Raw genomic sequence first — 25,248 nt, 5'->3', positions numbered from 1 at the left:
CGATGCTCTACGAAGACGATTTCGAGTTCGAGGAACAGCCGGCTAACATTCGCGATCGCGCGATTCCCGGCAAAGGCGGCGGCGGTGGCGGCGGAGGCCGGCGCGGCGGCGGTAACGGCGGCCCGCGCGGACGCGGCGGCGATAGCCGTCGCAACAACTACGGACGCCGCAGCTACGGGCGAAGCGCGGGGGCGACCGAGCCCCCCGATCAGGCTAAACCAGCGCTCGAACTGCTGCGCGAGATTATGACGCGCATGGGCGTCGGCACCGTCGATATCGCCTACATTCCGCGGCCGGAAGGCGAGTATCTCGAAGTCAGCGGTCCCGATCTCGGCATGCTCATCGGCAAGCACGGCAATACGCTCGAAGCGCTCAACCTGATCTTCAACAACATTCTCAACGCCGGCGTGCGCAACAACCGCCACTACTACACGATCGACGCCGAAGGCTATCGCGCGCACCGCGCCGATCAGCTCAAAGCGCTCGCGATGGAAACGCTCGAACGCGTCCTGCGCGAAAGCTCGCCGCAGAAGCTCGAGCCGATGCTGCCGTCGGAGCGAAAGATCGTTCACCTGGCGCTCGCCGACGACGAACGCGTACGCACCGAATCCGAGGGAGAAGAACCCGAACGTCGCGTCGTGGTGTTTCCCAAGTAACCAGCGACGCTACGGTCGTTGCGATCGCGACGCCGCCCGGAAAGGGCGCGATCGCGGTGGTGCGCACGAGCGGACCGCTCTCGCAAACGATCGCACGGCGGCTCTTTCGCGCGCCCGCGAAGCTCGAGCCGCGCGTCGCGCGATACGGAACGGTCGTCGACGAGCGCGGCGCGACGATCGACCGCGGCCTAGCGATTCTGTTTCCCGGGCCGCACAGCTACACCGGTGAAGACGTGTTGGAACTGCACGTGCACGGTTCGCCGATCGTCGCACGCGAAGTCGTGCGAGCAGCGCTCACGTGCGGGGCGCGTAACGCGCTGCCGGGCGAGTTCACGCGCCGCGCCTTTCTCAACGGCAAAATGGATCTCCACGAAGCGGCTGCCGTCGCCGACGTCATCGACGCCGAAACGCGCTCGGCCGCCCGAGCCGCCGTCGCCAATCTCGGCGGCGGACTGGCCGGCGAACTCGCGGGGCTGCGCGCCGAGCTGACCGCGATGCTGGAGGAGCTCTCCGGCGCCATCGATTTTCCCGACGAGGTCCCCGATCCCGACCGCGGTGCGCTCGAGCGGGTGCTGGCGGGTGTCGTCGAGCGGCTCGAGACCCTGCGCCGCGACGGCGAGCGCGGGCGGCTCGTGCGCGAGGGTGTGACGGTGGCGATCGTGGGTCCGCCCAACGCGGGCAAGTCGTCGCTGCTCAACGCGCTGCTGGGCGAGGACCGGGCGATCGTCTCGGAAACGCCGGGGACCACGCGCGATACGATCGAGGAGTCGATCGCCGTCGGCGGTGTTCCGGTCCGGCTGGTCGATACCGCCGGCATCCGCGCGCACGCCGACCGACTCGAGGCGGCCGGGATCGAACGGACGCGCCGCGCGTTGGCCGGGGCCCGAATCGCGCTGGTGGTGCTCGACGGCAGCCGGCCGCTCGACGCGGAGGCCTACGACCTCCTGAGTGCCACGAAGGGCCGAGAACGCATCGTCTTCCTCAACAAAGCCGACCTGGTCACGAAGATCTCGCTGCAAGGCGCGGTCGCCGGGAGCGTTTTCGACCAGGGCTCGCTCGACGCGCTGCGCGACGCGATCGCGCGGGTGGGCTGGAACGGCGAGCTGCCCGACCTGGAGCGTCCGCACCTTGCCTCGCTGCGCGAGTTCGACGCCGTCAATGAGGCACTCGACGCGCTCGAACGCGCCCGCGCGACCCTCGCGGCGGGCGAGCCGAGCGATCTGTGCGCGGGTGAGCTGACGTGCGCCTTTTCGGCCCTGGGGCATGTGTGTGAGCGCGTTGCCGCCGAAGAGGTGCTCGACGGGATCTTTTCCCGTTTCTGCATTGGAAAGTAATCCTCTGGCTAGAAGGGCTGGTTATATGTTTCGCACTCTTGGTATCTTTGCAGTAGCCTTGGCCGTTTTGGGCGGCAGCGCGCAAGCGGCATCGTCAGTGTATGGGCAATACGGGGTTAGCGTCGCGAGCTGCACCGTGAACAACAACAACGGCTACACCAACGGCGTCAACGTCGTGTACATCAACACGCACCCGTCGCCGGCTACCGAAGTGGACTTTTACGTCGCCTACCGCGGCCATCACGCCATCCTGCCCGACCGCGGCACGTTCAGCAAAGGCGCGGTAATCAACCACAACCTGCGTACCGCGCTGGTCGGCAACGTCTGGAAAGGCCCTAACCCCAACCAATGCTACGTGTATCGCGCGTACTTGGCCAACGGCCGGTACTTCGGACCGTAACGTCATGCTGCTTCACGCACTCGCACGTAACTGGTGGGCGCTGCTGATCCGCGGAATCGCGGCGGTGATCTTCGGTATTCTGGCGCTCGTCTGGCCCGGCGCGACCTGGGTCGCGATCGGGATTCTCTTCGGCGCGTACGCGTTGGTCGACGGCGTTTTCGCAATCATCGCGGCGGTACGCGCCGCGGAAACGCACGAACGCTGGTGGCCGCTCGTCATCGAAGGCGCCATCGGTCTCATCATCGCAGCGATCACGTTCTACGACGTCGGCATCACGATCTTGGCGTTGTACTTTACGATCGCAGCGTGGGCGCTGCTCACCGGAATCATGGAAATCGTCGCCGCGATGCAGTTGCGCAAGCAACTCGCCAGCGAAATGTGGCTCATTCTCGGCGGCGTTCTGTCGATTCTGTTTGCGGTGCTCATGTGGTGGCGGCCGATCGCGGGAGCGGTGGCCGTCGCTTGGATCATCGGCATCTACGCTATCGTCTTCGGCATCATGATGATCGGCCTGTCCTTGCGTCTACGGACGCATGCGGCCGGCCCGCACGCCGCCGTAAGTTAGTACCATGCAGAACGACGACGCGGGTGTCATCGTCGTCGGCGGCGGGCATGCGGGAGTCGAAGCCGCGCTCGCCGCCGCCCGCATGGGCGTTGCGACACTCCTGGTCACTGGCGAACCGGAAAAAATCTGCACGTTGCCGTGCAATCCGTCGATCGGCGGCAGCGCGAAGGGACAACTCGTTCGCGAAATCGACGCGCTGGGCGGCGCCATGGCAAAGCTTGCCGATCGCTGCAGCCTGCACGCGCGCTTTCTCAACGAAAGCAAAGGACCGTCGGTCCGCGCGCTGCGTCAGCAGATGGATAAACCGGCGTACGCGCGGTCGGCGATCGGCGCGCTGCGGGCGCAGCCCGGACTGCGCATCGTGCGCGGCCTCGTTGAGGATCTTATCGTCGACGCCGGTCGCGTGCGCGGCGTCGCGTGCGGCGACGGTACGCACTACTTTGCTCCTCGCGTGGTGCTGGCGACCGGCACGTTTCTCGGTGGAAAAACCTTCCGCGGCGGCGTGGTGCAAGACGAAGGCCGTTTCGGCGAAGCACCCGCGATCGGGCTGGCGGCGACCTTGCGGCGTCTCGGGTTTCCGACGCGCCGGCTGAAAACCGGCACGCCGCCGCGCATCGACAAAACAACCGTCGATCGCGACGCGATGCTGCTGCAGCCGCCCAGCGACGTTCCGCTGCTGTTTTCGTACACGAGCGAGCGGCGTTTCGGCGGTCCGCAGCTGGCGTGCTACGTCACCGAAACCAACGCGCGCACGCACGCGCTCGTGCGCGACAACCTGCACCATTCGCCGCTGTACGGCTTGGATTTGATCCGCGGTATCGGGCCGCGCTACTGCCCGTCGATCGAAGACAAAGTCGTGAAGTTCGCGCACAACCCCAGCCACCAGATCTTCATCGAGCCCGAAGGCTGGGACGAACCGACCCTCTACGTCGGCGGCTTCTCGACGTCGCTGCCGGCCGAGATCCAGATCGAGATGCTGCACACGCTGCCGGGTTTGGAAACGTGCACGATGCTGCGCGCCGGGTATGCCGTCGAGTACGACATGGTGCCGCCGACCGAGCTGCTCGACACGCTCGAAACGCGCCGCATCGGCGGCCTCTATCATTGCGGGCAGCTCAACGGAACTTCGGGCTATGAAGAAGCGGCGGCGCAAGGCTTGATCGCCGGCATCAACGCGGCGCTCGGGGCGCGGGGCGACGAGCCGCTACGGCTCGAGCGCGGCCAGGCCTACATCGGCGTGCTGATCGACGACTTGATCACTAAAGGCGTCGACGAGCCGTATCGCATGTTCTCGTCAAGGGCGGAGCACCGCGTGGTGCTGCGACACGACAACGCCGACGTGCGCTTGACGCCGGCCGGCCGCGCGATCGGTTTGGTCGACGACGCGTCGTGGCAGGCATTCGAGTCGCGGCGCGACGCGCTGCACGCGGCGATCTCCGGCGCGCAACGCCGCCGGCTTCCGGTCAAGGCCATCGGCAGCGAAACGTTCGAAGCCGGCGCGACCGTGGCCGACGCGCTGCGACGGCCGCAACTGTCGTATTGCGACGTGGCGCCGTACTTCGAGCCGCCGCTCGACGACGAGACCGGCGAGCGCGCGACGATCGAAATTAAGTCGGCCGGGTACGTACGTCGTCAAGAGATGGCGATCGAAAAGGCCGCGAAAAGCGAGCGCGTGCTCATCCCCGACGATTTCGACTACGCGTCGCTGCACGCGCTTTCCACCGAAGCTCGCGAGAAGCTCGCGCATCAGCGTCCGCGGACGTTGGGGGCGGCCGGCCGGATTCCCGGCGTGACGCCTTCCGACGTCGCGATCGTCGGCCTCTTCGTGCACAAGCTTTCGCAGGAAGTCGCCCACGCTTAGAGCGCTGCTCGATGCGGTCGTAAACGCGGACGTCGCGCAGCGGCTCGCGCATTACGGCGAGCTCGTTTTAGAAGCCAATCGCAAGTTCAACCTTACCGGCGCGAAAAGCGAGGCCGAGCTGGCCGAGCATTTGCTCGACAGCTTGACGATCGTTCCCTACGTCAGCGCTCCTTACGTCGACGTCGGATCGGGTGCCGGACTGCCGGCGATTCCGGCAGCAATCGCGGCCGGCATCCCGGTCACGATGATCGAGACGACGCGCAAGAAGGCGCGGTTTCTGCAGCACGCAATGGCCGAGCTGCATCTCGACGGCGAAGTCATCGCGCAGCGCGCCGAAGTTGCGGCACACGACGAAACGTTGCGCGAGCGCTTCGCGTCCGCGACGGCGCGCGCAGTTGCCGTCGCGCCCACGGTTGCGGAGCTGGTTCTGCCGTTTCTTGCGATCGGCGGCGCCGCGGTGTTACAGCGCGGTAAGCTCGACCCGCGCGAACGCACCGCGCTCGACGATGCGGCGCTGATGCTGGGCGGCGCGGTCGAATCGGAGATCGCGCTCGACGGCGAGCGGCGCATCGTTCTGGTGCGCAAAAACACGGCGACGGCGATACGGTTTCCGCGCCGCACCGGCGTTCCCGAAAAACGGCCGTTGTGTATGTGAAATACGTCCGAGCTACGTAGCGCTGAGATCTTCGCCGCGGGCTGCTTCGGCAAGCGCCGCGTCAAACGTCAGTATCTGCAAGCGCGGCCGTTCTAAACGCAACGTAATAGCCGCCGCAAGATGCCAGAGGTCTGCGCCCTTGAGCAACCATTTGCGTGCCAGATCGCGCAAAAGCGCACGTGAAGGCACGTCGACGGCATACCGCCACCTCCCCGACTCAAATCGCGCGCGCGCGGCTCGCGCATCGTCAACCGATATCGCGTGACCGCGCTCTAACCGCGCCAACACCGCGTAGACTTCGGCCGCACCGACGGACGAAATGAGATGCGAAAGATTGAGCTCCGAATGTTCCATCGCGATGCTCGAATTGGAATCGGGAAGCAGCAAAGACAGCACGGCGGACGAATCCCAGTAGCACTGGCCGTCGCTCACGGGCCGGCGTCTCGGTCTTCGCGCAGCAATCGTTGCGCGACGTCGGACGGTTCGATGTCGAGCGGCCGCGGCATTCGCGCACCCGGTGGAAGCGGGATCAAGCGCCCCTCACGCTCCAGGCGCGCGACCCACTCGGCGTCCGTTTCCGCTTGCGTACTCACCGCAGAGAGTTTTGCGATTGGACGTCCGCGCTCGGTGATGATCCATTCCTCGCCGCGACGCACGTCGCGCAACAACTTGCTCAGTTGCGCCTTCGCCTCGCGTATGCCGATCCGGTTCACTTCGCAAATGTAGTTCTTGTAACTACATTGGTCAAGAAGCGGCCTCGCGCAGAAAGGCTGCGTAAATGGTGCCCGCCAGCGGTTCGTCGAGCGCCATGCGCTCGGGATGCCACTGCACGGCGACCAGCCACGGCTTCTTCTCCGGCGCCGACCACTCGATCGCCTCGACGATGCCGTCGGGGCTCGTGCCGACGACCCGCAACCCGCTGCCCGGCCGATCGACGGCTTGATGGTGCGACGACGAGACCGCGCCGGCGCTGCGGCCGGCGATGCGATCGGCCAGGAACGACCCGGCAGTGAGTGCCACGCTGTGGCGCTCCGAGTCGTCGTCCCAGTCATGATCCGGCAGATCCGGCAGCAGCGTGCCGCCGCAGGCGACGTTGAGCATCTGCATCCCGCGGCAGATCGCCAGCACGGGCAGTCCGCGCTCGAGCACCGCTTCGGCCAGTGGAAACTCCACGGCGTCGCGCTGCGGATTGGCGAACCGGCACAATCCGTGCGGATCGGGAAAGCCGTACCGTTTCGGGTCGACGTCGGCGCCGCCGGTCAAAACGACGCCCGCGAGACTGTCGAGGGAGTCCGGCGCAAAGACCTGCCCCTTGCCGGCCAGCCAGACCGGTTCAACCGGAAAACCGTAACGTGCGCCTGCCTCCAGCAGCATGTCGACGTAGAGCCGGTCCTTCGGCCGCCCCTCGTTGTAGCTCAGTCCGATCTTCAGCAAGGCGTTCCCCGGGAAACATTCACCCTTGAGAATGACCTCCAAATATTTGGGTATATTGGCAAAAGTGAGCGTCTGGTCGGTGCGATTTCATGCCCTTAGCCTCGCCTTGGGCGAGCCGCGTCTTACCGTTGGCGAATCGGTTCCCGACCGAATGCGATACGCCTGGGACTGCGGCTGTCATGCCATTACCGCCGACAACATCACGTGTCTCGTCACTGCCTGTAGTCAACACGAGGGGCTCTTCCCGACACAGACCGCGCTCCGCGAATCGGAGTAGCGTTTCCCGGGAAACATCCCGCACCGCATTCCCCGCTAGTGCTACCATGGAGCGGATGTACCGGCCCCATCCGCTGGATAGCAAGCTCGCGTCGGTTCTGCCCCCGGGCTCCCTTTTTGCGGTCGGGGGTCGAGTTCGCGACGAGCTGCGCGCGGCGCTCGAAGGCGCCCAACCAGCGAGCAAGGATCTCGACTACGTGGTCACGCGGGTGCCGATCGAGGAACTCCAGAGTCAGCTCGCGCCGCTCGGGCGTCTCGACGTCGTGGGTGCCGCGTTCGCCGTCGTCAAGCTGACCGCCGACGGCCAGACCGTCGACATCGCGCTTCCGCGTCGCGAACGGTCGGTTGGGCACGGCCACCGCGACTTCGAAGTGCAGAGCGGCCCGGACATTCCGCTCGCGGAAGACTTGGCGCGGCGCGACTTCCGCATGAACATGCTGGCGCGAGCGCTGCCGGCCGGCGACCTCATCGATCCGCACGGCGGCGAAGCCGACATCCGTGCCAAACGGATCGACATCCTCACCCCCGAGACGTTCGAAGAAGATCCGCTGCGCATGCTGCGGGCGGCGCAATTCGCGGCGCGCTTCGGGTACGCGCCGACACAGGAGACGCGCGCCGCGATGCTGGCCTCGGCGGCGCTCGTGCGCACGGTCTCGGCCGAACGCGTCTGTGACGAGCTCACCAAACTCTTCACCAAGGCCGAGCGGCCGTCGATCGGTCTCGAGCTGCTGCGCGAAACCGGCGTCCTCGCCTACCTCTGGCCCGAGCTGCTCGAAGGCGTCGGGGTCGAGCAGAACGAGTGGCACGCCCACGACGTCTGGAACCACACGATGCGCACGCTCGACGCGACGCCTCCGGGCGACCTCGTGTTGCGGCTGGCGGCGCTCTTTCACGACGTCGCGAAACCGCGCACGAAAGAGGGCCCACACTTTTACCGTCACGAGATCGTCGGTTCTGATCTGGTCCGCTCGATGCTCGACCGCTTCCGATTTCCGAACGACGTCGTCAAGACGACGGCTCACCTGGTCCGATCGCACATGTTCTCGGCCGATCCGGAGATGAAAGATGCCACGATCCGGCGCTTCATCCGGAGGATCGGGCTCGAAAACATCGAACGTCTGTTCGATTTGCGCGATGCCGATGTCGCGGGCTCCGGTTTGCCCAAACGCGGCGACCATAATGAGCGCTTTCACCGGCGGGTTCGCGAAGAAATCGCGCGCAAGCCGGCGTTTTCGGTGGCCGACCTGCATCTCGGCGGCAGCGACGTAATCGCCGCCTTGGTTTCCCGCAGCGAAGTCCCGCCGGATTTTCGCGGAGACGAGCGCGTCGGCACTGCGCTGCGCTGGCTTTTCGAGCAGGTCACGGACGCACCCGAGCGTAACGAGCGCATTTCGCTTTTGAAACTCCTAGATCAATATCTCGACGCGGAGCGCCCGTAAAATTTCGCGTATCATCGCACTCGTCAATCAAAAAGGCGGCGTCGGTAAAAGCACCACCGCGGTAAATCTCGGTGCCGCACTTGCAGTGCTCGGCGAGCGCATTCTCGTCGTCGACTCCGATCCGCAAGGCAACACGACCACCGGTTTCGGCGTCGACAAAACGCGTCTGCACCGCGACATCTACGACGTGCTGCTGCAAGAAACGTCGATCGACGATGCGATCGTCGGCACCGAAATCGAGAACCTCTCGCTGGTGCCCGCGACGATCAATCTTGCCGGCGCGGAGATCGAGCTGGTTTCGGCCCTGTCGCGAGAAACGCGCTTGCGGCAAGCGCTGATTCGCGTTGCCGCGCGCTACGACTTCGTTTTCATCGATTGCCCGCCGTCCCTCGGACTGCTCACGATCAACGCGCTTACCGCGGCCGACGAGTGCATCATTCCGGTGCAAGCGGAATACTATGCGCTCGAGGGTTTGTCGCAGCTCACCAGCGTCGTGCGCCGCGTGCGCGAAGCGCTCAATCCAACCTTGCACGTTAGCGGCGTGCTCGTAACGATGTTCGACGGACGCACGCGGTTGGCGATGGAAGTGCTCGACGAGCTCGAGAAGTTTTTCCCGCAGCAAATGTTCAAGACGCAGATACCGCGCAACATACGGATCTCCGAAGCACCGTCGTACGGCAAGCCGGTCATTCTGTTCGACGTGAAGAGCCGCGGCGCACAAGCTTACCTTGCGCTCGCTCGCGAGATGCTCGAGCCGGCGGAAGTTCACGCGTGAGCGAGCTGGAGGCGAGCCATAGGCACCCCACAGGATGTGGGCGCGGGCCGGAGGCACGCGTACCGCGGAGCGGTGTGAGTTAGTGTCCGCTCCGAAGCGCGGTTTGGGACGCGGATTAGGCGCCTTGCTGGGCAACGCGCCCGTGCCGGTGTCGCCGGTCGAATCGCTGCAAGAAATTCCGGTCGACCGCATCACGCCCAACCCGTATCAGCCGCGCAAACACTTCGACCCCGAGGCGCTCGACGAGCTCAAGACCTCGATCGCCGAGTTTGGCGTGCTGGTGCCGATCATCGTTCGCCCTCGCAACGACGGCTACGAGCTCATTGCCGGCGAACGGCGCTGGCGCGCATGCGCCGCCCTCGGGCGGCCGGCGATTCCGGCGATCGTGCGCGGCAGCGACGACCGGCAGACCCTCGAGGTCGCCATCATCGAGAACCTGCAGCGCGAAAACCTCAACCCGCTCGAAGAGGCGGCCGGCTTCCAAAACCTCATCGACGAGTTCGCCTTCACCCAGGATCAGCTGGCGTCGCGACTTGGGAAGAGCCGGCCGGCGATCGCCAATACGCTGCGATTGCTCGCGCTGCCCGACCAGATCAAGGCGATGCTCGCCGATGGACGATTGAGCGGGCGGCACGGCCGCGCGCTGCTCGGCGTCCCCGAAGCCGTTCGCACGCAGCTCGCGCAGCGGGCCGCTATTGAAGGGCTGACCGTGCGCGCGCTCGAGGCGCTCGTCGCTGAGGCCACGGGCCCAAATCAGCAAGCGAAAAACGCCGTGCCGAAGGCGCGCACGCTGTCGCCCGAGGAGATCGATTTCGAATCGCGTTTGCGCGAAAAATTCGCGGCGCACGTCGCGCTCGTGCGCGGCGGCCGCGGCGGTCGCATCGAGTTTCGTTTCGACAACGAGGACGAGCTGCTGCGCTTGGGCGATCTGCTGCTCGGAAACGACTGATGGCCTTCGTCGGGATCTCGCGCTTGATGACCGTCTTCATGGCCGGCGTCGTTTGCTTCGGCTTGATCGTACCGCTTGCGCTGATGCGTCACGACGTCGTGCTCGCGCGCGCCCTGATCGCCACCTATGCAATCTATCTCGTCGTCAACGTGCTGCTATGGCTATGGCAGCGAAGACGCGCTTAATCGACCGAACGCAGCGCGCGGCGCTGCTGCACGGCATCTACGCGATCGTCAATGAATCCGCGAGCGCGCTTGACGTCGCGCGTGCGGCGTTGGACGCGGGAGTGCGCATCGTACAGTACCGTGCGAAGGGCGGCATCGTTGCCGACACACTGTGTCCGCTGCGCGTGATGACGCTCGAGAATGGCGCGCTGCTCATCGTTAACGACGAACTCGAAGCGGTTCGCACGTTCGACTGCGACGGCATGCATCTCGGTCCCGACGATGCGGGCTTTTCCGACGTGGCACGCGTGCGCGCGGCGTTTCCCGAACATCTCATCGGTCTGTCGTGCGGCACCGTCGAGGAAGCCAATCCGCGTAAAACCGCCTTCGCCGACTATCTCGGCGTGGGTTCGGTTTACGCGACGACGTCCAAGGACGACGCCGGCGCACCGATCGGCGTCGGCGGCTTAGAACGCATCGCTTCGGTAACGGCGCTGCCGGTTGCCGCAATCGGCGGCATCACGCTCGACAACGTGGTCAACGTGCGGCGCAGCGGCGTCGCGATGGCCGCGGTCATTTCGGCAATTTCCGCCGCCGCCGATCCGCGGGCCGCGGCCGTAGCGCTTGTCGACGCTTGGCAAGCGCCGTGAAACCCATTGTGATCTCGATCGGCACGACGCATCCGTGGAACGTCGCGGGGGTCGGGCGCGACCTCGTCGTCGCCGCTGAGCGTGGCGTGCGGGTCTTCACCGCCGTCGCCGCCGTGAGCGCCCAGGACGCCTCCGGCGTCACCGCGCTGCACGCCGTGCCGGTCGACGTGCTGCGCGCGCAGTTGGCCGCGCTGCCATGGGACGCCGCCGGCGCGATTCGAATCGGCGCCCTGGGAAACATCGCCAACATTCGAGCCGCCGCCGCAATCGTGCGGGCGCGCCCCTCGATTCCCACCGTCGTCGATCCGGTCTTCACCGCGAGCAGCGGGGGCGAGCTCGTCGACGTCGACGGGCGCTACGCGCTGCGCGACGAGCTTGCCACGTTGCCCAGCGTCGTGATGACGCCCAACCTCGCAGAGGCCGCCGAGATGCTCGGGGTCGAGCCGATAGCGCGTGACGCGATCGGCGAGGCAGCGTCGGCGCTGCAGCGGCTGGGCCCCCACGCCGTGCTGCTCAAGGGCGGACATCTCGACGGCGATCCCGTCGATGCGTTCGCCACCGCCGAAGGCGTCGAGCTCTTCAGCGAGCCGCGCATCGCGGCGTCGATGCGCGGCACGGGGTGCACGCTCGCAATCGCCCTTGCGTGCGAGTTGGCCAACGGCACGCCGCTGCGCCACGCCGTGCACGCGGCGCGCGCCTTCGTACGCGCGGAAATCGCGCGGCATTAGCCAATACACGGCCCGCGATGACCGAAACCAAAAAACCCCGCGTGATGGCCGGCATGCGCCCGACGGGCGGACTGCATCTGGGCCACCTGCTCGGCGTGCTGACGCAGTGGGAAGCCTATTGCGAAACGGCGGACGCCTATTTCGAAATTGCCGATCTGCACGCGTATACAACCGAGTTCGCCGACCCCGCGAAGATTCGCGACGTGCGCAACGACATGGTGGCCGTGTGGTTGGCGGCCGGCGTCAATCCACAGAAAGCCACGATTTACTTGCAATCCGGCGTGCCGGAAATTTCCGAGCTGCACGTGATTCTGTCGATGATTACGCCGATCTCGTGGCTCGAGCGCGTACCGACGTTCAAAGGGCAGATCGAGGCGCTCGGTCAGGAAATCGCGACCTACGGTTTTCTCGGCTATCCGCTGCTGCAGTTGTGCGACGTAGCGATCGTCCGCGGCGAGTACGTTCCGGTGGGTCGCGATCAGGCGGCGCACCTCGAGTTCGGACGCGAGGTCGTCCGCCGTTTCAACCATCTCTACGGAAACGGCGCGCAGATTCTCATCGAACCGCAGCCGACGTTCTCCGAGTTTCCCGAAGTGCCCGGCACGGACGGCCGGAAGATGAGCAAGTCCTACGGCAACGCTATTCTTATTGAAGACGACGAGGAGACGACGACCAAAAAGGTCCGCTCGATGATTACGGATCCACTAAAGGTACGTAAGGGTGATCCGGGCCGGCCCGAGGTCTGTCCGCTGTTCTATCTCTGGCGTTTCGTCAATCCGCTCAAGCTGGACGCCGTCGCCGAGGGGTGCCGCTCGGGCGCGCTGGGGTGCGTTGCCGACAAGACCGACTTTGCCGAACAGCTTAACGCCTATCTGCGACCGGTCCGGGAGCGGTATAGAGCCTTTCGCGACAATCCCGCCGAAGTAGAGCGCATCATCGAAGAGGGGACCGCTCGAACGCGCGAGGTGGCAGCGCGGGTCCTAGCCGAGGTTAAGCACGCAATGAGGCTTACGTGATGTTCTTTCGGAAGCGACCGAAGGATGAAGACGACGAGGCACAGTTCAACAAGCTGAACGAGCTCGTCGGCAGCGGCGATCAAAACCCCGTCGCCGAAGGTATTCGCCGTGCCCTCCAACGCGACGATCTCACCGACGAAGATCGCGCCGAGTTCGAAGCCGCCCTCAAGCGTCTCACTTCCGGCGACGCGAAACCTCCGAATTGAGAACCGATTTCGGAAGCTAAGAACGCCGCAGCAGCAACGCCCCCAGCGGCAAACCCAAAATAAGCACGAACGGCAAGAAAAAAATATGCCCTCGCGAGGCGAAGAAAACAATCGCCGCTATCGCGAGCATCACGAGAACCGCTACGGCGATTCGGAGGAACGTCGCCACGGTTGCGCTATCGGCGGCCTATCCGGACGTTTCGCCCGACGCGCGTCCTGGAATTGAATTCGCTATAATTCATCGTGTATTGCGCGCGCCAATCGCTGGTGACGCGCTCATGTATCGTATACGAAACGATCAGGGTCATAACGGCCGCCACAATAAGCCATACCAAGTCCGACATCCGGATAACAGCGCGAACAACGAGCGATAGCGGAATACAGAAAAGGGCCGCCATCAACAACGCTTTCCAGTATTTCGGCTCGGGTGGGTCCGGAAGACCGTACAAACCGCTAGCCCTTGAACTTCGGGATTGTCTTGGCGATAGAATCCAGCGCCCAGTCGATGTCTTCCAGCGACGCCGCGTAGGAGAATCGCAGATAGCCTTTTCCGGCCGCGCCGAACGAAGAGCCGCCGCCGCACGCGACGCCGCCTTCCTCTAAGAGGAACTTCGCGAGCGCGCGGTCGTCGTGCGTGATCTCGGTCACGTTGGGGAACGCGTAGAACGCGCCTTCGGGCAGCGTGCACGAAACGCCCGGAATCGCATTGAGGCCGTTGACCAAACGGTCGCGCCGTTGGCGGAAGATGTCGTTCATGCGGCGCACCGGCGTGTCGTCGCCGGTGAGCGCGGCGATGCCGGCCATTTGCACGAACGTCGCCACGCAGCTAAACGTGTTGTTGTTGAAGAGCGTCACGGTCTTGGCGAGACGATCCGGCATCAGCGCGTAGCCCAAGCGCCAGCCCGTCATCGCGTACGCTTTCGAGAATCCGTCGACGATAATGGTACGGTCGCGCATGCCGTCGAGCGCCGCGATCGAGACGTACTCGGTGTCCAGATAGAAGTTGCGGCTGTAGATCTCGTCGGCGATGACGATGAAGTCGTGACGGTTCGCCAGCTCGGCAATGCGTTCGAGATCGCCTTTGGTGAGCACGCCGCCGGTCGGGTTGTGCGGCGAGTTGATGACGATCGCCTTGGTCTTGTCCGAGACGCGGCGCGCGAGCTCGTCGAGGTCCATGCGCCACTGGCGCGACTCGAGCAGTGGGATCGCGTGAATGTTGGCTTGATGGTAGCTCGCACAGGAAGCATACGCCGGATACGCAGGATCAAAGTAGACGAAGTCGTCGCCCGGATCGAGCAGAGCCGACAGGATGTTCCAAATAATCGGTTTGGCGCCCGGCGAGATGACGACGCTCTCGGCCGTGTAGGCCGGCGAGATGCGGCGGAAGCGGCTGGCGTAATCGGCGATCGTCGCGCGCAGCGTCGGAATGCCGGCCGACGGCGTGTAGTGGGTGTGGTTGTCATAGAGCGCGTCGACGGCCGCCTTCTTGATATGCTCGGGCGTATCGAAGTCCGGCTCGCCGATCTCCATGTGAACGACGCGACGCCCTTCGGCCTCGAGTTGACGCGCTCGAGCGAGCACTTCAAATGCATTTTCGGAGCCGAGACGCGCGACGGCGGCGGCGATACGATCTTCGTGAACTGCGAGCATGGCAACCCTTTCCTTGCGGCGAAACGTCCCGCGTCATGCGCACGCTGTCGGAAGTTTTCGCCCCCGGAGCACCTACGTTGCCCGAGGGCCTTAGAACCCTCGCCGTTTCGCCCGACCGCGAGTTGGAACCTGGAATGACGGTACGTGCGACGTTCACGTTCCGCAACCAGGGCGGCGCCGTGGCCACCGGCGTTCGCGTACGATTCAATCTTCCCGACGGCCTGGTGTATCTGGTCGGAAGCGGCGAGCTCGACGGCGCGTCGCTCGACGACGAACTCGGCAACTCTCCGCTGCTCGCGCGCAGCGGCGCGCATATCGGCGACGTTGCCCCAGGCGAAGAGCGCAAGATCGAAATTGCGTACAGTGTCGCCGGCGCGATCGAGAACGGTACGACCGTCGAGCTCCAAGCGGCCGTCGCCTCGTTCGAGCTCCCGCCCGTCGGCTCCAACGTCGTCCGGCTGGTCGCGCGCAGCCGTCCGCAACTGCAGAACGCGCTCACCCGCATTTCGGTCGAGGCGCGCCAAGATCCGAGCCCCGGATCCGAAGCGCAGGTGACCATTCGCATTCACAATGCCGGGGAGTCGAGCGCGCACGACGTGGTCGTCGTCGCACCGATTCCCGAACACGCCGCGTACGTCACCGGTTCGGCGCGCGTGAACGGCCGCGAACTCGAACGCGATCTCGGCATTGCGTACGACCGGCTCTACGCGCCGATCGTCGCCGCGTCGCTATCGGCAAGCGCGTCGGCGACCCTGGTCTATCGCATTCGCATCGACGCCCCGCTGGCCGACGGCACGCGCGTCACGGCAAGGGCGCAGATCGCGTCCCAAGAAACGGCCGCGTTCGAGCTCGAACCCGCGACGCTGGTCGTTCGCGCGGCACCGGATTTCGGCGACGACCGCACCGGACTGTCGGTCGAACCGTCGCACGACGTGCGCCCGGGACAGCGCGTCACGCTCGCGGTAACCGCCTACAACACCGGAACCGCGGCCGCCGACAGCGCAACGGCGACGCTCGAACTTCCCGATACGCTCGCGCTCGTTCGAGGCGCGTCGAGCATCGACGGACGGCCGATCCGCGACCGCCGCAAAGATCCGTTGGTCTTCGATCTCGGACGCATCGACGCGGGCGAACACGTCGACCTCCGCGCCGAAGCCGTCGTCGTTTCGCCGCTGCCCGATGCGACGACGCTATCGGTTGCCGCTTCGCTGACGTGGGAACCGTCAACCGACGTCGCGGCACGGCGGCTCGAACGCAGCATCGCCATCCATTCCGAGCCGGCGCTCGCGCAGCGACGCAACTATATCGCGCGCCTGGGCGGCGAGGTCGTGCGGCCCGGCGGCGACGTCGAAGCCACCATCGACGTTGCCAACGACGGCAGCGCGCCGGCGGCCGACGTCGTGCTGCATCTGCGTCTCGATCCGGCACTGGAAGAAACGCGCGTGTTCGAAAAGAATTCGCGGCTGACGCTCGAGAGCGACACGGTCGATCTCGGCACGCTCGACGCCTACTCCGCGCGCCGCATCAACATTCGCGGGCGCATTCGCACGCCGTACGCCGATCGCAGCGAAGTGCGCGTCGGCGCGAGCGTGCACACCCGCGAACTGGGCGAAACGCCGCTGGGCGAAGCCGCGTGGCGCGTCGATTCGCATCCGGCGTTCGACGCGCAAACGTCGCGGCTCGAGCTCGCCAGCGACGCGGTGCTGCGTCCCAATCAGCTCGCCGACGTCGACGCGATCGTCGTCAACACCGGCACCGACGTCGCGCACAACGTGCGCCTGCGCCTCTACGTTTCACCCGAAGCGCGCCTTGAAAGCGTCGACGGAGCGATCCGCGAGAAGTCGTCGCTCGTCTTCGGCGAGATTCTGCCCGGTGCGACCGCCAAAGCGCGTTTGGGATTGCGTTTGCTGCGCAGTCTGGCCAAAGAGTTTCCGGTCACCGTCGACGGCGTGCTGACCGCCGACGCGATGCTTCCGGTTCCGTTACCGCGCTTGGTCATCGCGACGACTGCCGAGCCCGACTTCTCGGTGGGAACGTTCCGCAGCGAGCCGATCGACGTCGTCGACGTCGGCGAAACGGTGGAATGGGTGCTGCACGTGCGAAACGGCGGCGACGGTCCCGCGCGCCGCGTCATCATCTCGGTCGAGCAGCCCGAGACGCTCATTTACGTTCCGAACTCGACGACCGTCAACGACGTTCCGGTACGCGACGTCGGCGCGCAAGCGCCGTTTGCCAGTTCGCGCGGCATCGTGCTCAACGACGTCGATCCCGGCGTCGAGGCGACGGTGCGCTGGCACGACGTGGTGCACAACGGTCTGCCCGCCGGTGAAGCCATCGTCCGCGCCGCACACATTCGCTACGACGGCGAGCGTGACGACGAAGTCGCCAGCGGCGAGCTCAAAGTGCGCGCGACGCCGGTGTTCGCCAACGCCATTCCCGGTTTGCCGTTCGGCCTCGACGGCATGATCGGGCCGGCTTTCGGCGGCAGCCAGCGCGCGATCGACTCCGAGCGCTTCCTGGAACTTCCGCCGGCCACGCCGGTCGGCGAAGCCAACGGTCACACGCGCGTTCTCAACCGGTATCCCATCGCCGCACTCGAGCAAGGGCAAGAACCCGATAACGACGCGACGCAGAGCGGCGTCGTCGAGGGGACGCTGATGGCCAACGGTGCGGGCAGCTCGGTTGCCTTTACCGGCGACCGGCTCGCGCGCGCGCTCCGGCTGTTGGAAGAAGCGCGCTTCGGCGGAATGGTAACGCACTTGTTCGCGCTGCGCGCACTGCTGCCCGATGCGGTCGGCGATACGCACGGCGGATCGCTTCCCGCCTTGCGCGATCTGCTGCGCGAAGAGTTCGACCGGCTCTTCATCAAGCTGCGCCTGCCGAGTTACGTTATCGCGCCGCGCGATCTCGAAACGCCGTCCGTGCGCACCACGATCGAACGCGTGCTCGAAGACGCGGCCAACGCGCGCGGCGTTCCGGCCGAATCGCCGGCGGCGACGGTCGTGCTGCGCGGCAGTTACGATCCGTCGGAACTGCGCGACTTTGCCGATCGTCTCGAAGAGGCTCCGCTCGCGTCGGCGCTTCCGTGGGGCGCGCTCGCGCGGCTGCTGCCCGACGGTACGCAGCAGCTGCAGCACTACCGCGCGCTGCTGATCGACCGGCTCGATGCCCTCGCGCAGGCCGACACGACCGAGTTCATCGACGCGCTGCAGCGCAAGCGCGATGCCGCGCTCGACGGAGCGCTCGACGTCGTGCGCACGTCGCTTCACGCCGGCGTCTAGCCAAGGATGAGCGCGATCGCGATTGCCCTGATCGTGGCCTTCGCCATTGGGGCCGCGCTGGGCATCTACGCACTGGTCGCTCCGCGCAAGGCGCGCGTCGAACGCGAGGTCGCTGAGACTCCGCGCGAGGACGTGCACGTGGATACCGGCTTCAACACGGCAACCGCCGCAGAGTTCGACTCGCTTCTCGAGGCCGCGCGCTGCGACATGATCTTCGGCGTCTCGGCACTCGACGACGAGCGCTCCGCGCAGCTGCTCGAGCACGCGTTGGACGACCCGTCCGAGACCGTCGCGCTGGCCGCGGCCCGCGCGCTCAAGGAACGCGGACGTTCCGACGCCGTCGACGCGTATCTTGCTCGGCACCCCGGGGAACGAGCCGAGCGCATCGCCCATACGTTAAGCTTACTGGCGCCGCCGTAGGTCGCCGTGCCGTACAGCGTGAAAGAGGCTGACTAGTGGCATCCACGTCGCTGACCGGCATCTTTGCTCCGGGCTCTCCCGCATTGGTCGAGAGCCTGCGTACGCTCGTGCTCGAGCCCAAGCGCTCGGTGCTTCCAGGTGAAACGGTTCGCGCGGAGTTCAGCTTCTCGAACTTCGGCGGTGCGAGCGCGACCGGCGTGCGCGTGCGGTTCTCGCATCCGCAGGGCGTCTCGCACGTACCCGAAGACGATCTCGTCGACGATCGCCCGATCGCCGGTGAAGGTCACTTGGTCGACGCGAACGGCACGCTGATCGGCGATCTCGAACCCAACTCACAACGCAAAGTCTCGTGTTCGTTCCGCGTCAGCGATCCGATCGAAGACGGAACCGAGCTCGTTTTCCAAGCGGCGCTGGTCAGCGATCAAACCGCGCTGCTCGCATCGAACATCGAGCGCGTCATCGTGCGCAGCCGTCCGATGCTGCAAAACACGTCGACGCTCGTCACCTTGAGCGCGCCCGACAAACCGCGTCCGGGCGACGCGGTGTCGGTGCGCGCGACGATCGTCAACACCGGATCGGCGAGCGCGCACGACGTGGTCGCACTGCTTCCCGCGCCGGAGCACACGACCTACGTTCCGCGCAGCGCGCGCATCGACGGACGCGTGGTGCTGGGAATCGAAGGCGAACCGTTCGATTACGACAGCGCTACCGTCGTTACGGAAAAGCTTGCGCCCGGTCAGTCGGTGACCATCGAATACCAAGCGACGATCGACTCGCCGCTTCCCGACAGCACGCGCATCAAAGCCGTCGGCGGACTCGGCTCGCGCGAATGTAACGAGTTTCCGATCGCGTCGGCGGAGATTTACGTCGCGTCGCCGGTCGATTTCAGCGGCGAAGAAACCGCGCTGACCGTGTTGTGCGACGATGCGGTCGCGCCGGGAATGCGCATTCCGATCGCGATGCGCGCCGTCAACGCCGGCACCGGCGCGGCCGAGTTTGTGGCGATTTCGTTCGCATTACCGCCCGGCCTGGTCTACGCACCCGGTTCGGCAAGCGTCGACGGACAGCCGGTCAGCGACGAATCGATTCCGGGACTCACGTTCTCGATCGGCACGCTCGCGTCCAATCGCGTCGTGGAAGTCGGCCTGGCAGCGACCGTTGCCGTTCCACCGCCCGGCGGCGAGTTGACGCTGCCGATCGAAGCGGCGCTGCGCTGGAAGGGCGGCGAACGCGATTTCGCACGGCGACTGAGCGTCCGCGTTTCACCGCGCTTCAACCGCGCGCGCAACTACGTCGAAGCCGATCACGGCGTCGCGCACGCGCGCGACGACGTCCGCTTCCTGGCACACGTTTATAACGACGGCACCGCACCCGAACGCAACGTGCGTCTGCGCGTCATTCCCGGCGTGCATCTCGACGACGTGCGGATCGCCGAAGCCACCGACGAGCCGCTGCCGTATCGCGAGCCGCTCGATCTGGGCATCGTGCCCCCGCATCACGAGCGCGTCTTCGTTATCTCCGCGCGCGTCGCGTCGAAAGTGCCCGACCGTTCGAACGTTACCCTCGGCGTGGTTCTCGAGCACGACGGCGGCGCGATCGATCTCGGCACGTCGACGGTCGTCGTACGCTCGCGACCGCAAGTCTTCCGCGAATCGGTCGCGTGGGAACTCGCTTCGAACGAGCCGCTGCGCCCGCACCGCTTCGTCGATGTCCTGGTGCGTTTCACCAACGCCGGATCCGACGTGCTGCGCGACGCCCGCTTGACGCTCACGTTACCGCCCGAGCTCGCGCTCGAGCGCGCGATCGACGCGCGGCGCGATCGCGAAGGCCTCGTCTTCGGCGACGTCGCCGCCGAGCGCACGCACGAAGCGCGCTTGACGTTGCGTCTGCTGCGCCCGGTTCCTCACGACCGGCCGCTCACGCTCGAAGGCTGGCTGCGCGGAAAGGGCATCAGTCCGGTGCAGTTCCCGCCGCTGGAAGTACCGACGCACGCGCAACCCGATTTTGCCGGCGCGCAGCTCATGGCCGCGCCCTCCGACAGCGTCAACGCCGGCGAGCACGTGTACTACGAGATTCGCCTGCGCAACGAAGGCGACGGCCCCGCCGACCGTCTGCTGGTGCGCGTCATTCCGACCAACTTGGCGGTGTACGTGCCGTCGAGCACGACGATCAACGGACTCGCGCTTGCCGACGAAGCCGGCGCGTCGATCTTGTGGTCCAATCGTGGTTTGGTTCTCGCCGACGTCAATCCCAACGTGGAGCTGCGCATCCGCTGGGAAGTCAGCGTCATCGCGCCGCTGTCGGCCGGCACGACGCTCGAAACGCGCGCCGTGCTGGAGTGGGGCGACGGGCAAAACATCGCGCTGGCCGCGCCGCCGCTGCGCGTGCAGGCGCAGCCGACCTTGGGCGAATCGACGATCGGCGTGCCGCTTTCGGTGGCGCGCATCTTCCCCGCCGAATCGGCCGCCGCATACGAACCGCCGCCGCTGCCGCCGCAGTTCGAGCTGCCCGACCCCGAAGTTGCGCTGACGGCACCGGCGCTCGAAGAACCGCCGCCGCGCGCGATTGCCGAAGTCATCGCCGAACAGGCCGATCGTCTCGAAGCGACGGCACCGCTTGCCGCCATCGCACCGATTGCCGCCGCCGGCGGACCGATGCTCTACATCGACTTCGCCGCGGACCGATTGGCGCACACGATCAAACTGCTCGAGCGCAGTGAAGCCGGCGGTTTGGTGCAGCACCTCTTCGCACTGCGCATGCTCTTTCCGGAAAACGCCGTCGCCGCATCGCCGGCGTTGTCGTCGGCGTTTACCAACACGAGCCGCGCGGTGCGCGCGCCCCTCGAGCGGTTCTTCGTCCGGTTGCGCATGCCGCGCTTAACCATTACCGGCAAAGATTTGGAAGATCGCGACAGCCGCGCCGCGCTGCGCGGTCTGCTCGACGAGCTCGTGCTCGCATCGCCTCAAGATGCGCTCGCGCCGCCGGCCGGCATCGTGCGCATCGAAGGATCGATCGACGCCGACAAAGTGCGCGCGCTGATGCCCGAGCTCGACACGGCACCGCTGGGCGCGGTCAATCCGTGGATCATCAACGCGCACCTGCTCGGAACCAGCGTGCTGCACGACGGCACGCGCTCCGAGGCGCTCGCCGCCTATCGCGAAGAGATTACGCGCGTCTTCACGGTGCTTTCGGAACTGCCGATCGACGAGTTCCACCGCGTGCTCACCACGAGCGTAAACCGCGGGCTCGACGACTCCTTCACCGGCGTCTTGGACGCGCTTCGCGGCGCGGCACATCTGGCCGTCGATTAACTACGCGATCCCGGTCCTCGTCTTCGCCGGCGGCACGATCCTCTACGCCGTCGGCACGATTTACGCGCGCGCACGTTCGGTCGATCCAAACGCCGAAGCCGCGGCGTCGGCGTGGCTCGAAGCTGCCGGCGTCGACGACGCCGCGTCGTGCGACGCCGCCACGCGCATCGAAATCGTCGAGCGCCTCACGATCGTCGGGGAACCGTGGTGCGTGGACGTCCTGCGCGCCGCGCTGCGCGACGAACGCACGCCGTCCGTGCGCAAAGCGATCGATGCCGCGTTGAAAACGCTGCCCATGTCAGGGGCCTAGTATCCCGGGCCGGGGTCTTTGATCTTGAAGTATTCGATCATGATTTGGCGGGCGATCGGCGCTGCAACGCTCGCGCCGTACCCGCCGCTGCGATCGACGAACACGGCAATCGCAAGTTTCGGATGACCCGTCGGAGCCCACGCGATGAACCACGTCGTGTTCGGGCCGGCGCCGCCGGCGGTTTCGGCGGTTCCGGTTTTCCCGGAGTACGGTAAGCCTTTGATCTTTTCACCGTACGCCGTGCCGCCGGGATCGGTGACTTTCGCCATGCCCTCGCGCACCGCCGCAAGCGCTGCCTGCGTCACCGGAACGTGGCGAATGATTTGCGACGAAAACGTTTTGACGAGCGTTCCATTGGGTTTGCGAATCTCGCGCGCGATGTACGGGCGCCACAGCGTGCCGCCGTCGATTACCGCCGACGCGATGTTGGCCATCTGCAGCGGCGTCGCTTGCATCGCGCCTTGCCCGATCCCCAAGAAACACGAGTCGCTGGGCTCCATCGGAACGCCGAAGTTGCGCATCGACCACGCATTGGTCGGCCAGTTGCCTTCGTTTTCACCCGGCAGGTCGATGCCGCTCTTGGAATCGAGGCCGAACGCCAACGCGTACTTGCGCAGCCGCTCGTTGCCCAGCCACCACGCCAGCCGGAAGAAGTATCCGTCGGACGACGCCGCGAGCGCCGGAACGAACGTCGTGTTCCCCAGACCGCCGGCCGCGATGTCGCGCGCGTAGAAGCCGCCACAGTTCCAGCCGCCGGTGTCGTAGACGACCTGATCGACTTTCACGACGCCCTCGGTCAACGCAGCCGACCCGGTGACCATCTTGAAGGTCGATCCGGTCGGCGTGGCTGCGGCAATCGCGCGATCGAACAGCGGCTGAGTGGGGTCGAGCAGGTCGAACGCGACCTTCTTATAGTTGTCCGCGGCGAAATCGTTGGGATCGAAGTTCGGATAGCTCGCCAATGCGAGGATCCCGCCGGTCCACGGATCCTCGACGACGACCCCGCCTGACAGCTTGCGGCCGTGTCCCCAGCTCTTGATGCCGTCGGCGAGGGCCTCTTCGACGATCTGCTGGAGCCGAAAATCGATATTGGTGATCAGGGTATCGCCGGAGATCGGGGCCTGGGCCGAGGTCGTCGAGACGACCGATCCGGTCGCGTCGACCACCACCCGCTGCCCCCCGGGCACGCCGCGCAGATACGAATCGTACGTGTATTCCAATCCGTCTTTGCCGACGACGTCGTTGAGCGCGTAGCCTTGTTTTTTGAGCCGCGCGTATTCGCTTTGCGTGATTTGTCCGACGTATCCGAACAAATGCGATCCTTCACCGTGATACGGATAATCGCGAATCGCTTGGACTTCCAGATCGACACCCGGTAAATCCGTCAGCACTTCCGAGAGCCGCGCGACGCGCGCGACCGGAACGTCTTCGTCGAGCAGCACCGGTCCGTACGGCTCGTAGGTCACCACTTCGTCGAAGTTGCGATAGTTGACGCCGTGATGGTGCAGCAGCTTGTACTCGAGCGTGTCTAAAGGAATGCCGAGCTTTTCGGAAACGGTGTGCAGCTCGGCGTCGATATCGGCCACCTGCGACGGAATCAGTCCCACGACGAACGACGGACGGCTGCGCACCATCGCGACGCCGTTGCGGTCGCGAATGATGCCGCGCGGCGCCGCGACCGGAATCAATCGCACTTGGTTGGCCATCGCCGCGGAGCGGTACGAATCGCCCTCGACGATTTGAATCTGCGTCAGCCGCACGATCAGTGCGATCAATAACAGTAACACGAATCCGACGAATCCAACGATTCGCCAAACGGGCCGCTCCCAGCGCGGCTTCTTGCGCCGCTCGTACGGGTAACTCACGAACGCGGCGTCGTTTCGAAGCGGCGCGCGATCAGCATGGCAACGATCATCACGACGACGTCGAGCAGCGCTTGCCACAACGCTTGATGGAAATGCAGTCCGGCCAAGCCGCCCGGATACCCTTCGAGCGACATAACCGTCCAGAAAATGAGCGCGCGCACGAGCGTCGCGATTGCGGTCACCGCGGCGACGATCGGAATCGAATCGGCGAAGAATCCGCGCGACAGCACGCTGGTGAGCATCGCGGTCGCGGTCGTCGAAATCGTCCACGCGCCGCCCGTTCCGGCCGCCAGCACGTCCTCGCAAATTCCCGCAAAAAGCCCATAAATTGCGGCGTTTCGCACGTCGACGCGGATGGCAAACCAGACGACTGCGACCAGCACGAGGCTCGGCGTCGCACCCCGAATCGCGAGAAAGTGTAAGAGCGTCGCCTGCGCGACCACGGCCGCCGCGAGCACGAGCGCGACGATATGCCACTGCGGTCCGGTGTACGGAGCGAAGCGGCGTTTCGGAGAAGCGGTTGGTCTACTGCGGGACAACGACAACGCGATCGAGAGCACCCAACGCTGCGGCGGGTTTGACCACCGCGGTTTGATACAGCGTCGTGTCGCCGCGTTCGATCGAAACGACGTTCCCGATCGGAACGCCGGCGTGGAACGATCGCCCTTCGCCGGTGACGATCACGTCGCCGGCGTGCAGCGGTGCGTCTTCGGGAATATACTCCATGCGCACGCTGCTGAGATTTCCGCGCGCGATGCCCCACCAGCGTCCGCGCCGCACGACCGCGGGAATGCGGCTGGTGTAGTCGGTGATCAAGACGACCGTACTCGAGAACGGTCCGACCGACGCGATGCGTCCGACGACGCCGTTGGCGTCGAGGACCCCATCGTCGCGATGCACGCCGGAAATCGAGCCCTTATCGATCGTGACGGCTTGCGACTCGTTCTCGGGCGGGAAGCCGACGACACGCGCTTCGACGCCGTGGTACAGGTCGACGATCGGACGGATCGTCGTCTCCGATGCGTAAATCGAAGCGAGCTCGTGCAGTCGCGCGTTCTCTTGAACGAGCTTCTGATTCTCGTCGCGCAGCCGCGCGTTCTCGTGCACGAGTCCCGGGAGCGAAACGATACCCGTGCCGGCCGAACGCAGCGCGTCCACGCTGGTCGAAATCGCGACCTCGGTAATACCGAAGAGCGACGTTGCCGCCGTTGCGATCGGACTCTCTTCGCCCGAGCGCTCGGCACTGATTTGCACGAGCGCAACGATCGCCGCAATGATGATAACGGTGATCAACGCGAACAGT

Annotated in this window: 25 protein-coding genes; 17 read left to right on the top strand and 8 right to left on the bottom strand. The window is 65.6% G+C overall.

Annotated features, from left to right (window positions below):
- Window positions 1–2 precede the first annotated feature (2 nt).
- Genes VGG89_11275 through rsmG form a run of 6 tightly spaced genes read left to right on the top strand, consistent with a single transcriptional unit; the run spans window position 3 to window position 5,471 of the window.
- Complete coding sequence (locus tag VGG89_11275; protein HEY1977122.1) at window positions 3–656, top strand: R3H domain-containing nucleic acid-binding protein; 654 nt, start codon at window positions 3–5, stop codon at window positions 654–656.
- Entirely contained in the window at window positions 608–1,990 is a 1,383-nt protein-coding gene (mnmE, locus tag VGG89_11270; protein HEY1977121.1) for a tRNA uridine-5-carboxymethylaminomethyl(34) synthesis GTPase MnmE, read from the top strand. The genes VGG89_11275 and mnmE overlap by 49 nt, the downstream gene beginning before the upstream one ends.
- Before the next feature lie 25 nt (window positions 1,991–2,015).
- A complete protein-coding gene (locus VGG89_11265; GenBank protein HEY1977120.1) occupies window positions 2,016–2,390 on the top strand; it encodes a hypothetical protein in 375 nt (124 codons plus the stop codon).
- 4 nt (window positions 2,391–2,394) lie between these two features.
- Window positions 2,395–2,955 (top strand): HdeD family acid-resistance protein, encoded by a 561-nt coding sequence (locus VGG89_11260; protein HEY1977119.1) that lies wholly within the window; start codon window positions 2,395–2,397, stop codon window positions 2,953–2,955.
- Window positions 2,956–2,959: 4 nt separating this feature from the next.
- Window positions 2,960–4,816 carry a tRNA uridine-5-carboxymethylaminomethyl(34) synthesis enzyme MnmG gene (gene mnmG, locus VGG89_11255; protein HEY1977118.1) on the top strand — a complete coding sequence of 619 codons (1,857 nt, stop codon included), beginning with the start codon at window positions 2,960–2,962 and terminating at the stop codon, window positions 4,814–4,816.
- A 4-nt stretch (window positions 4,817–4,820) separates the two neighbouring features.
- On the top strand, window positions 4,821–5,471 hold the full coding sequence (gene rsmG / locus VGG89_11250) for a 16S rRNA (guanine(527)-N(7))-methyltransferase RsmG (GenBank protein HEY1977117.1): 651 nt from the start codon (window positions 4,821–4,823) through the stop codon (window positions 5,469–5,471).
- A gap of 12 nt (window positions 5,472–5,483) precedes the next feature.
- Here the strand turns inward: rsmG and VGG89_11245 are convergent, their stop codons facing one another.
- Genes VGG89_11245 through VGG89_11235 form a run of 3 tightly spaced genes read right to left on the bottom strand, consistent with a single transcriptional unit; the run spans window position 5,484 to window position 6,905 of the window.
- Entirely contained in the window at window positions 5,484–5,903 is a 420-nt protein-coding gene (locus tag VGG89_11245) for a type II toxin-antitoxin system VapC family toxin (GenBank protein HEY1977116.1), read from the bottom strand.
- On the bottom strand, window positions 5,900–6,184 hold the full coding sequence (locus tag VGG89_11240) for a type II toxin-antitoxin system prevent-host-death family antitoxin (protein ID HEY1977115.1): 285 nt from the start codon (window positions 6,182–6,184) through the stop codon (window positions 5,900–5,902). The genes VGG89_11245 and VGG89_11240 overlap by 4 nt, the downstream gene beginning before the upstream one ends.
- Window positions 6,185–6,215: 31 nt before the next feature.
- Entirely contained in the window at window positions 6,216–6,905 is a 690-nt protein-coding gene (locus tag VGG89_11235) for a gamma-glutamyl-gamma-aminobutyrate hydrolase family protein (GenBank protein HEY1977114.1), read from the bottom strand.
- Between the two features lie 323 nt (window positions 6,906–7,228).
- On the opposite strand from VGG89_11235, the gene VGG89_11230 reads away from it, so the two are divergent.
- The 8 genes from VGG89_11230 to VGG89_11195 all read left to right on the top strand — a co-directional run bounded on the left by VGG89_11230 (window position 7,229) and on the right by VGG89_11195 (window position 13,108).
- A complete protein-coding gene (locus VGG89_11230) occupies window positions 7,229–8,620 on the top strand; it encodes an HD domain-containing protein (GenBank protein ID HEY1977113.1) in 1,392 nt (463 codons plus the stop codon).
- Entirely contained in the window at window positions 8,592–9,395 is an 804-nt protein-coding gene (locus tag VGG89_11225) for an AAA family ATPase (GenBank protein HEY1977112.1), read from the top strand. Before VGG89_11230 ends, VGG89_11225 begins: the two co-directional genes overlap by 29 nt.
- Before the next feature lie 82 nt (window positions 9,396–9,477).
- Window positions 9,478–10,344 (top strand): ParB/RepB/Spo0J family partition protein, encoded by an 867-nt coding sequence (locus tag VGG89_11220; GenBank protein HEY1977111.1) that lies wholly within the window; start codon window positions 9,478–9,480, stop codon window positions 10,342–10,344.
- The gene (locus tag VGG89_11215) at window positions 10,344–10,529 is read left to right on the top strand and encodes a hypothetical protein (GenBank protein ID HEY1977110.1); all 186 of its coding nucleotides are present in this window, start codon (window positions 10,344–10,346) and stop codon (window positions 10,527–10,529) included. Before VGG89_11220 ends, VGG89_11215 begins: the two co-directional genes overlap by 1 nt.
- Window positions 10,502–11,158: a thiamine phosphate synthase gene (locus VGG89_11210; GenBank protein HEY1977109.1), complete on the top strand. Its 657-nt coding sequence runs from the start codon at window positions 10,502–10,504 to the stop codon at window positions 11,156–11,158. Before VGG89_11215 ends, VGG89_11210 begins: the two co-directional genes overlap by 28 nt.
- Window positions 11,155–11,886 carry a hydroxymethylpyrimidine/phosphomethylpyrimidine kinase gene (locus VGG89_11205; GenBank protein HEY1977108.1) on the top strand — a complete coding sequence of 244 codons (732 nt, stop codon included), beginning with the start codon at window positions 11,155–11,157 and terminating at the stop codon, window positions 11,884–11,886. Before VGG89_11210 ends, VGG89_11205 begins: the two co-directional genes overlap by 4 nt.
- Before the next feature lie 17 nt (window positions 11,887–11,903).
- Complete coding sequence (gene trpS / locus VGG89_11200) at window positions 11,904–12,902, top strand: tryptophan--tRNA ligase (protein ID HEY1977107.1); 999 nt, start codon at window positions 11,904–11,906, stop codon at window positions 12,900–12,902.
- A complete protein-coding gene (locus tag VGG89_11195) occupies window positions 12,902–13,108 on the top strand; it encodes a hypothetical protein (GenBank protein ID HEY1977106.1) in 207 nt (68 codons plus the stop codon). The genes trpS and VGG89_11195 overlap by 1 nt, the downstream gene beginning before the upstream one ends.
- A 453-nt stretch (window positions 13,109–13,561) precedes the next feature.
- On the opposite strand, the gene VGG89_11190 is transcribed toward VGG89_11195, so the two are convergent.
- Window positions 13,562–14,758, bottom strand: a complete 1,197-nt coding sequence (locus VGG89_11190) for a pyridoxal phosphate-dependent aminotransferase (GenBank protein HEY1977105.1) — start codon at window positions 14,756–14,758, stop codon at window positions 13,562–13,564.
- Between VGG89_11190 and VGG89_11185 the strand changes: the two genes are divergently transcribed.
- From VGG89_11185 to VGG89_11175, 3 genes are read left to right on the top strand one after another with little or no spacing between them, the layout of a single operon-like run.
- Entirely contained in the window at window positions 14,695–18,039 is a 3,345-nt protein-coding gene (locus VGG89_11185) for a hypothetical protein (protein HEY1977104.1), read from the top strand. The genes VGG89_11190 and VGG89_11185 overlap by 64 nt on opposite strands.
- A gap of 6 nt (window positions 18,040–18,045) precedes the next feature.
- The gene (locus VGG89_11180; GenBank protein ID HEY1977103.1) at window positions 18,046–18,459 is read left to right on the top strand and encodes a hypothetical protein; all 414 of its coding nucleotides are present in this window, start codon (window positions 18,046–18,048) and stop codon (window positions 18,457–18,459) included.
- A 35-nt stretch (window positions 18,460–18,494) separates the two neighbouring features.
- Window positions 18,495–21,770 carry a hypothetical protein gene (locus VGG89_11175; GenBank protein HEY1977102.1) on the top strand — a complete coding sequence of 1,092 codons (3,276 nt, stop codon included), beginning with the start codon at window positions 18,495–18,497 and terminating at the stop codon, window positions 21,768–21,770.
- A 60-nt stretch (window positions 21,771–21,830) separates the two neighbouring features.
- Here VGG89_11175 and VGG89_11170 read toward each other — a convergent pair whose 3' ends face one another.
- From VGG89_11170 to mreC, 4 genes are read right to left on the bottom strand one after another with little or no spacing between them, the layout of a single operon-like run.
- Complete coding sequence (locus VGG89_11170) at window positions 21,831–22,067, bottom strand: hypothetical protein (GenBank protein ID HEY1977101.1); 237 nt, start codon at window positions 22,065–22,067, stop codon at window positions 21,831–21,833.
- A 9-nt stretch (window positions 22,068–22,076) separates the two neighbouring features.
- Window positions 22,077–23,945, bottom strand: a complete 1,869-nt coding sequence (gene mrdA, locus VGG89_11165; GenBank protein ID HEY1977100.1) for a penicillin-binding protein 2 — start codon at window positions 23,943–23,945, stop codon at window positions 22,077–22,079.
- Window positions 23,942–24,484, bottom strand: a complete 543-nt coding sequence (gene mreD / locus VGG89_11160; protein ID HEY1977099.1) for a rod shape-determining protein MreD — start codon at window positions 24,482–24,484, stop codon at window positions 23,942–23,944. The genes mrdA and mreD overlap by 4 nt, the downstream gene beginning before the upstream one ends.
- Window positions 24,471–25,238: a rod shape-determining protein MreC gene (mreC, locus tag VGG89_11155; protein ID HEY1977098.1), complete on the bottom strand. Its 768-nt coding sequence runs from the start codon at window positions 25,236–25,238 to the stop codon at window positions 24,471–24,473. The genes mreD and mreC overlap by 14 nt, the downstream gene beginning before the upstream one ends.
- Between the last annotated feature and the right edge of the window lie 10 nt (window positions 25,239–25,248).

The organism is Candidatus Baltobacteraceae bacterium (assembly GCA_036488875.1).
Taxonomy (GTDB): Bacteria; Vulcanimicrobiota; Vulcanimicrobiia; order Vulcanimicrobiales; family Vulcanimicrobiaceae; genus JAFAHZ01.
This window is presented reverse-complemented; position numbering and strand designations above follow the sequence as displayed.

Coding starts and splice junctions, on each gene's coding strand:
- VGG89_11275 (HEY1977122.1), top strand. CDS start 3: ATGCTCTACGAAGACGATTTCGAGTTCGAGGAACAGCCGGCTAACATT.
- VGG89_11265 (HEY1977120.1), top strand. CDS start 2,016: ATGTTTCGCACTCTTGGTATCTTTGCAGTAGCCTTGGCCGTTTTGGGC.
- VGG89_11260 (HEY1977119.1), top strand. CDS start 2,395: ATGCTGCTTCACGCACTCGCACGTAACTGGTGGGCGCTGCTGATCCGC.
- mnmG (HEY1977118.1), top strand. CDS start 2,960: ATGCAGAACGACGACGCGGGTGTCATCGTCGTCGGCGGCGGGCATGCG.
- VGG89_11230 (HEY1977113.1), top strand. CDS start 7,229: ATGGAGCGGATGTACCGGCCCCATCCGCTGGATAGCAAGCTCGCGTCG.
- VGG89_11215 (HEY1977110.1), top strand. CDS start 10,344: ATGGCCTTCGTCGGGATCTCGCGCTTGATGACCGTCTTCATGGCCGGC.
- VGG89_11210 (HEY1977109.1), top strand. CDS start 10,502: ATGGCTATGGCAGCGAAGACGCGCTTAATCGACCGAACGCAGCGCGCG.
- trpS (HEY1977107.1), top strand. CDS start 11,904: ATGACCGAAACCAAAAAACCCCGCGTGATGGCCGGCATGCGCCCGACG.
- VGG89_11195 (HEY1977106.1), top strand. CDS start 12,902: ATGTTCTTTCGGAAGCGACCGAAGGATGAAGACGACGAGGCACAGTTC.
- VGG89_11185 (HEY1977104.1), top strand. CDS start 14,695: ATGCATTTTCGGAGCCGAGACGCGCGACGGCGGCGGCGATACGATCTT.
- VGG89_11190 (HEY1977105.1), bottom strand. CDS start 14,758: ATGCTCGCAGTTCACGAAGATCGTATCGCCGCCGCCGTCGCGCGTCTC.
- VGG89_11180 (HEY1977103.1), top strand. CDS start 18,046: ATGAGCGCGATCGCGATTGCCCTGATCGTGGCCTTCGCCATTGGGGCC.
- VGG89_11170 (HEY1977101.1), bottom strand. CDS start 22,067: ATGGGCAGCGTTTTCAACGCGGCATCGATCGCTTTGCGCACGGACGGC.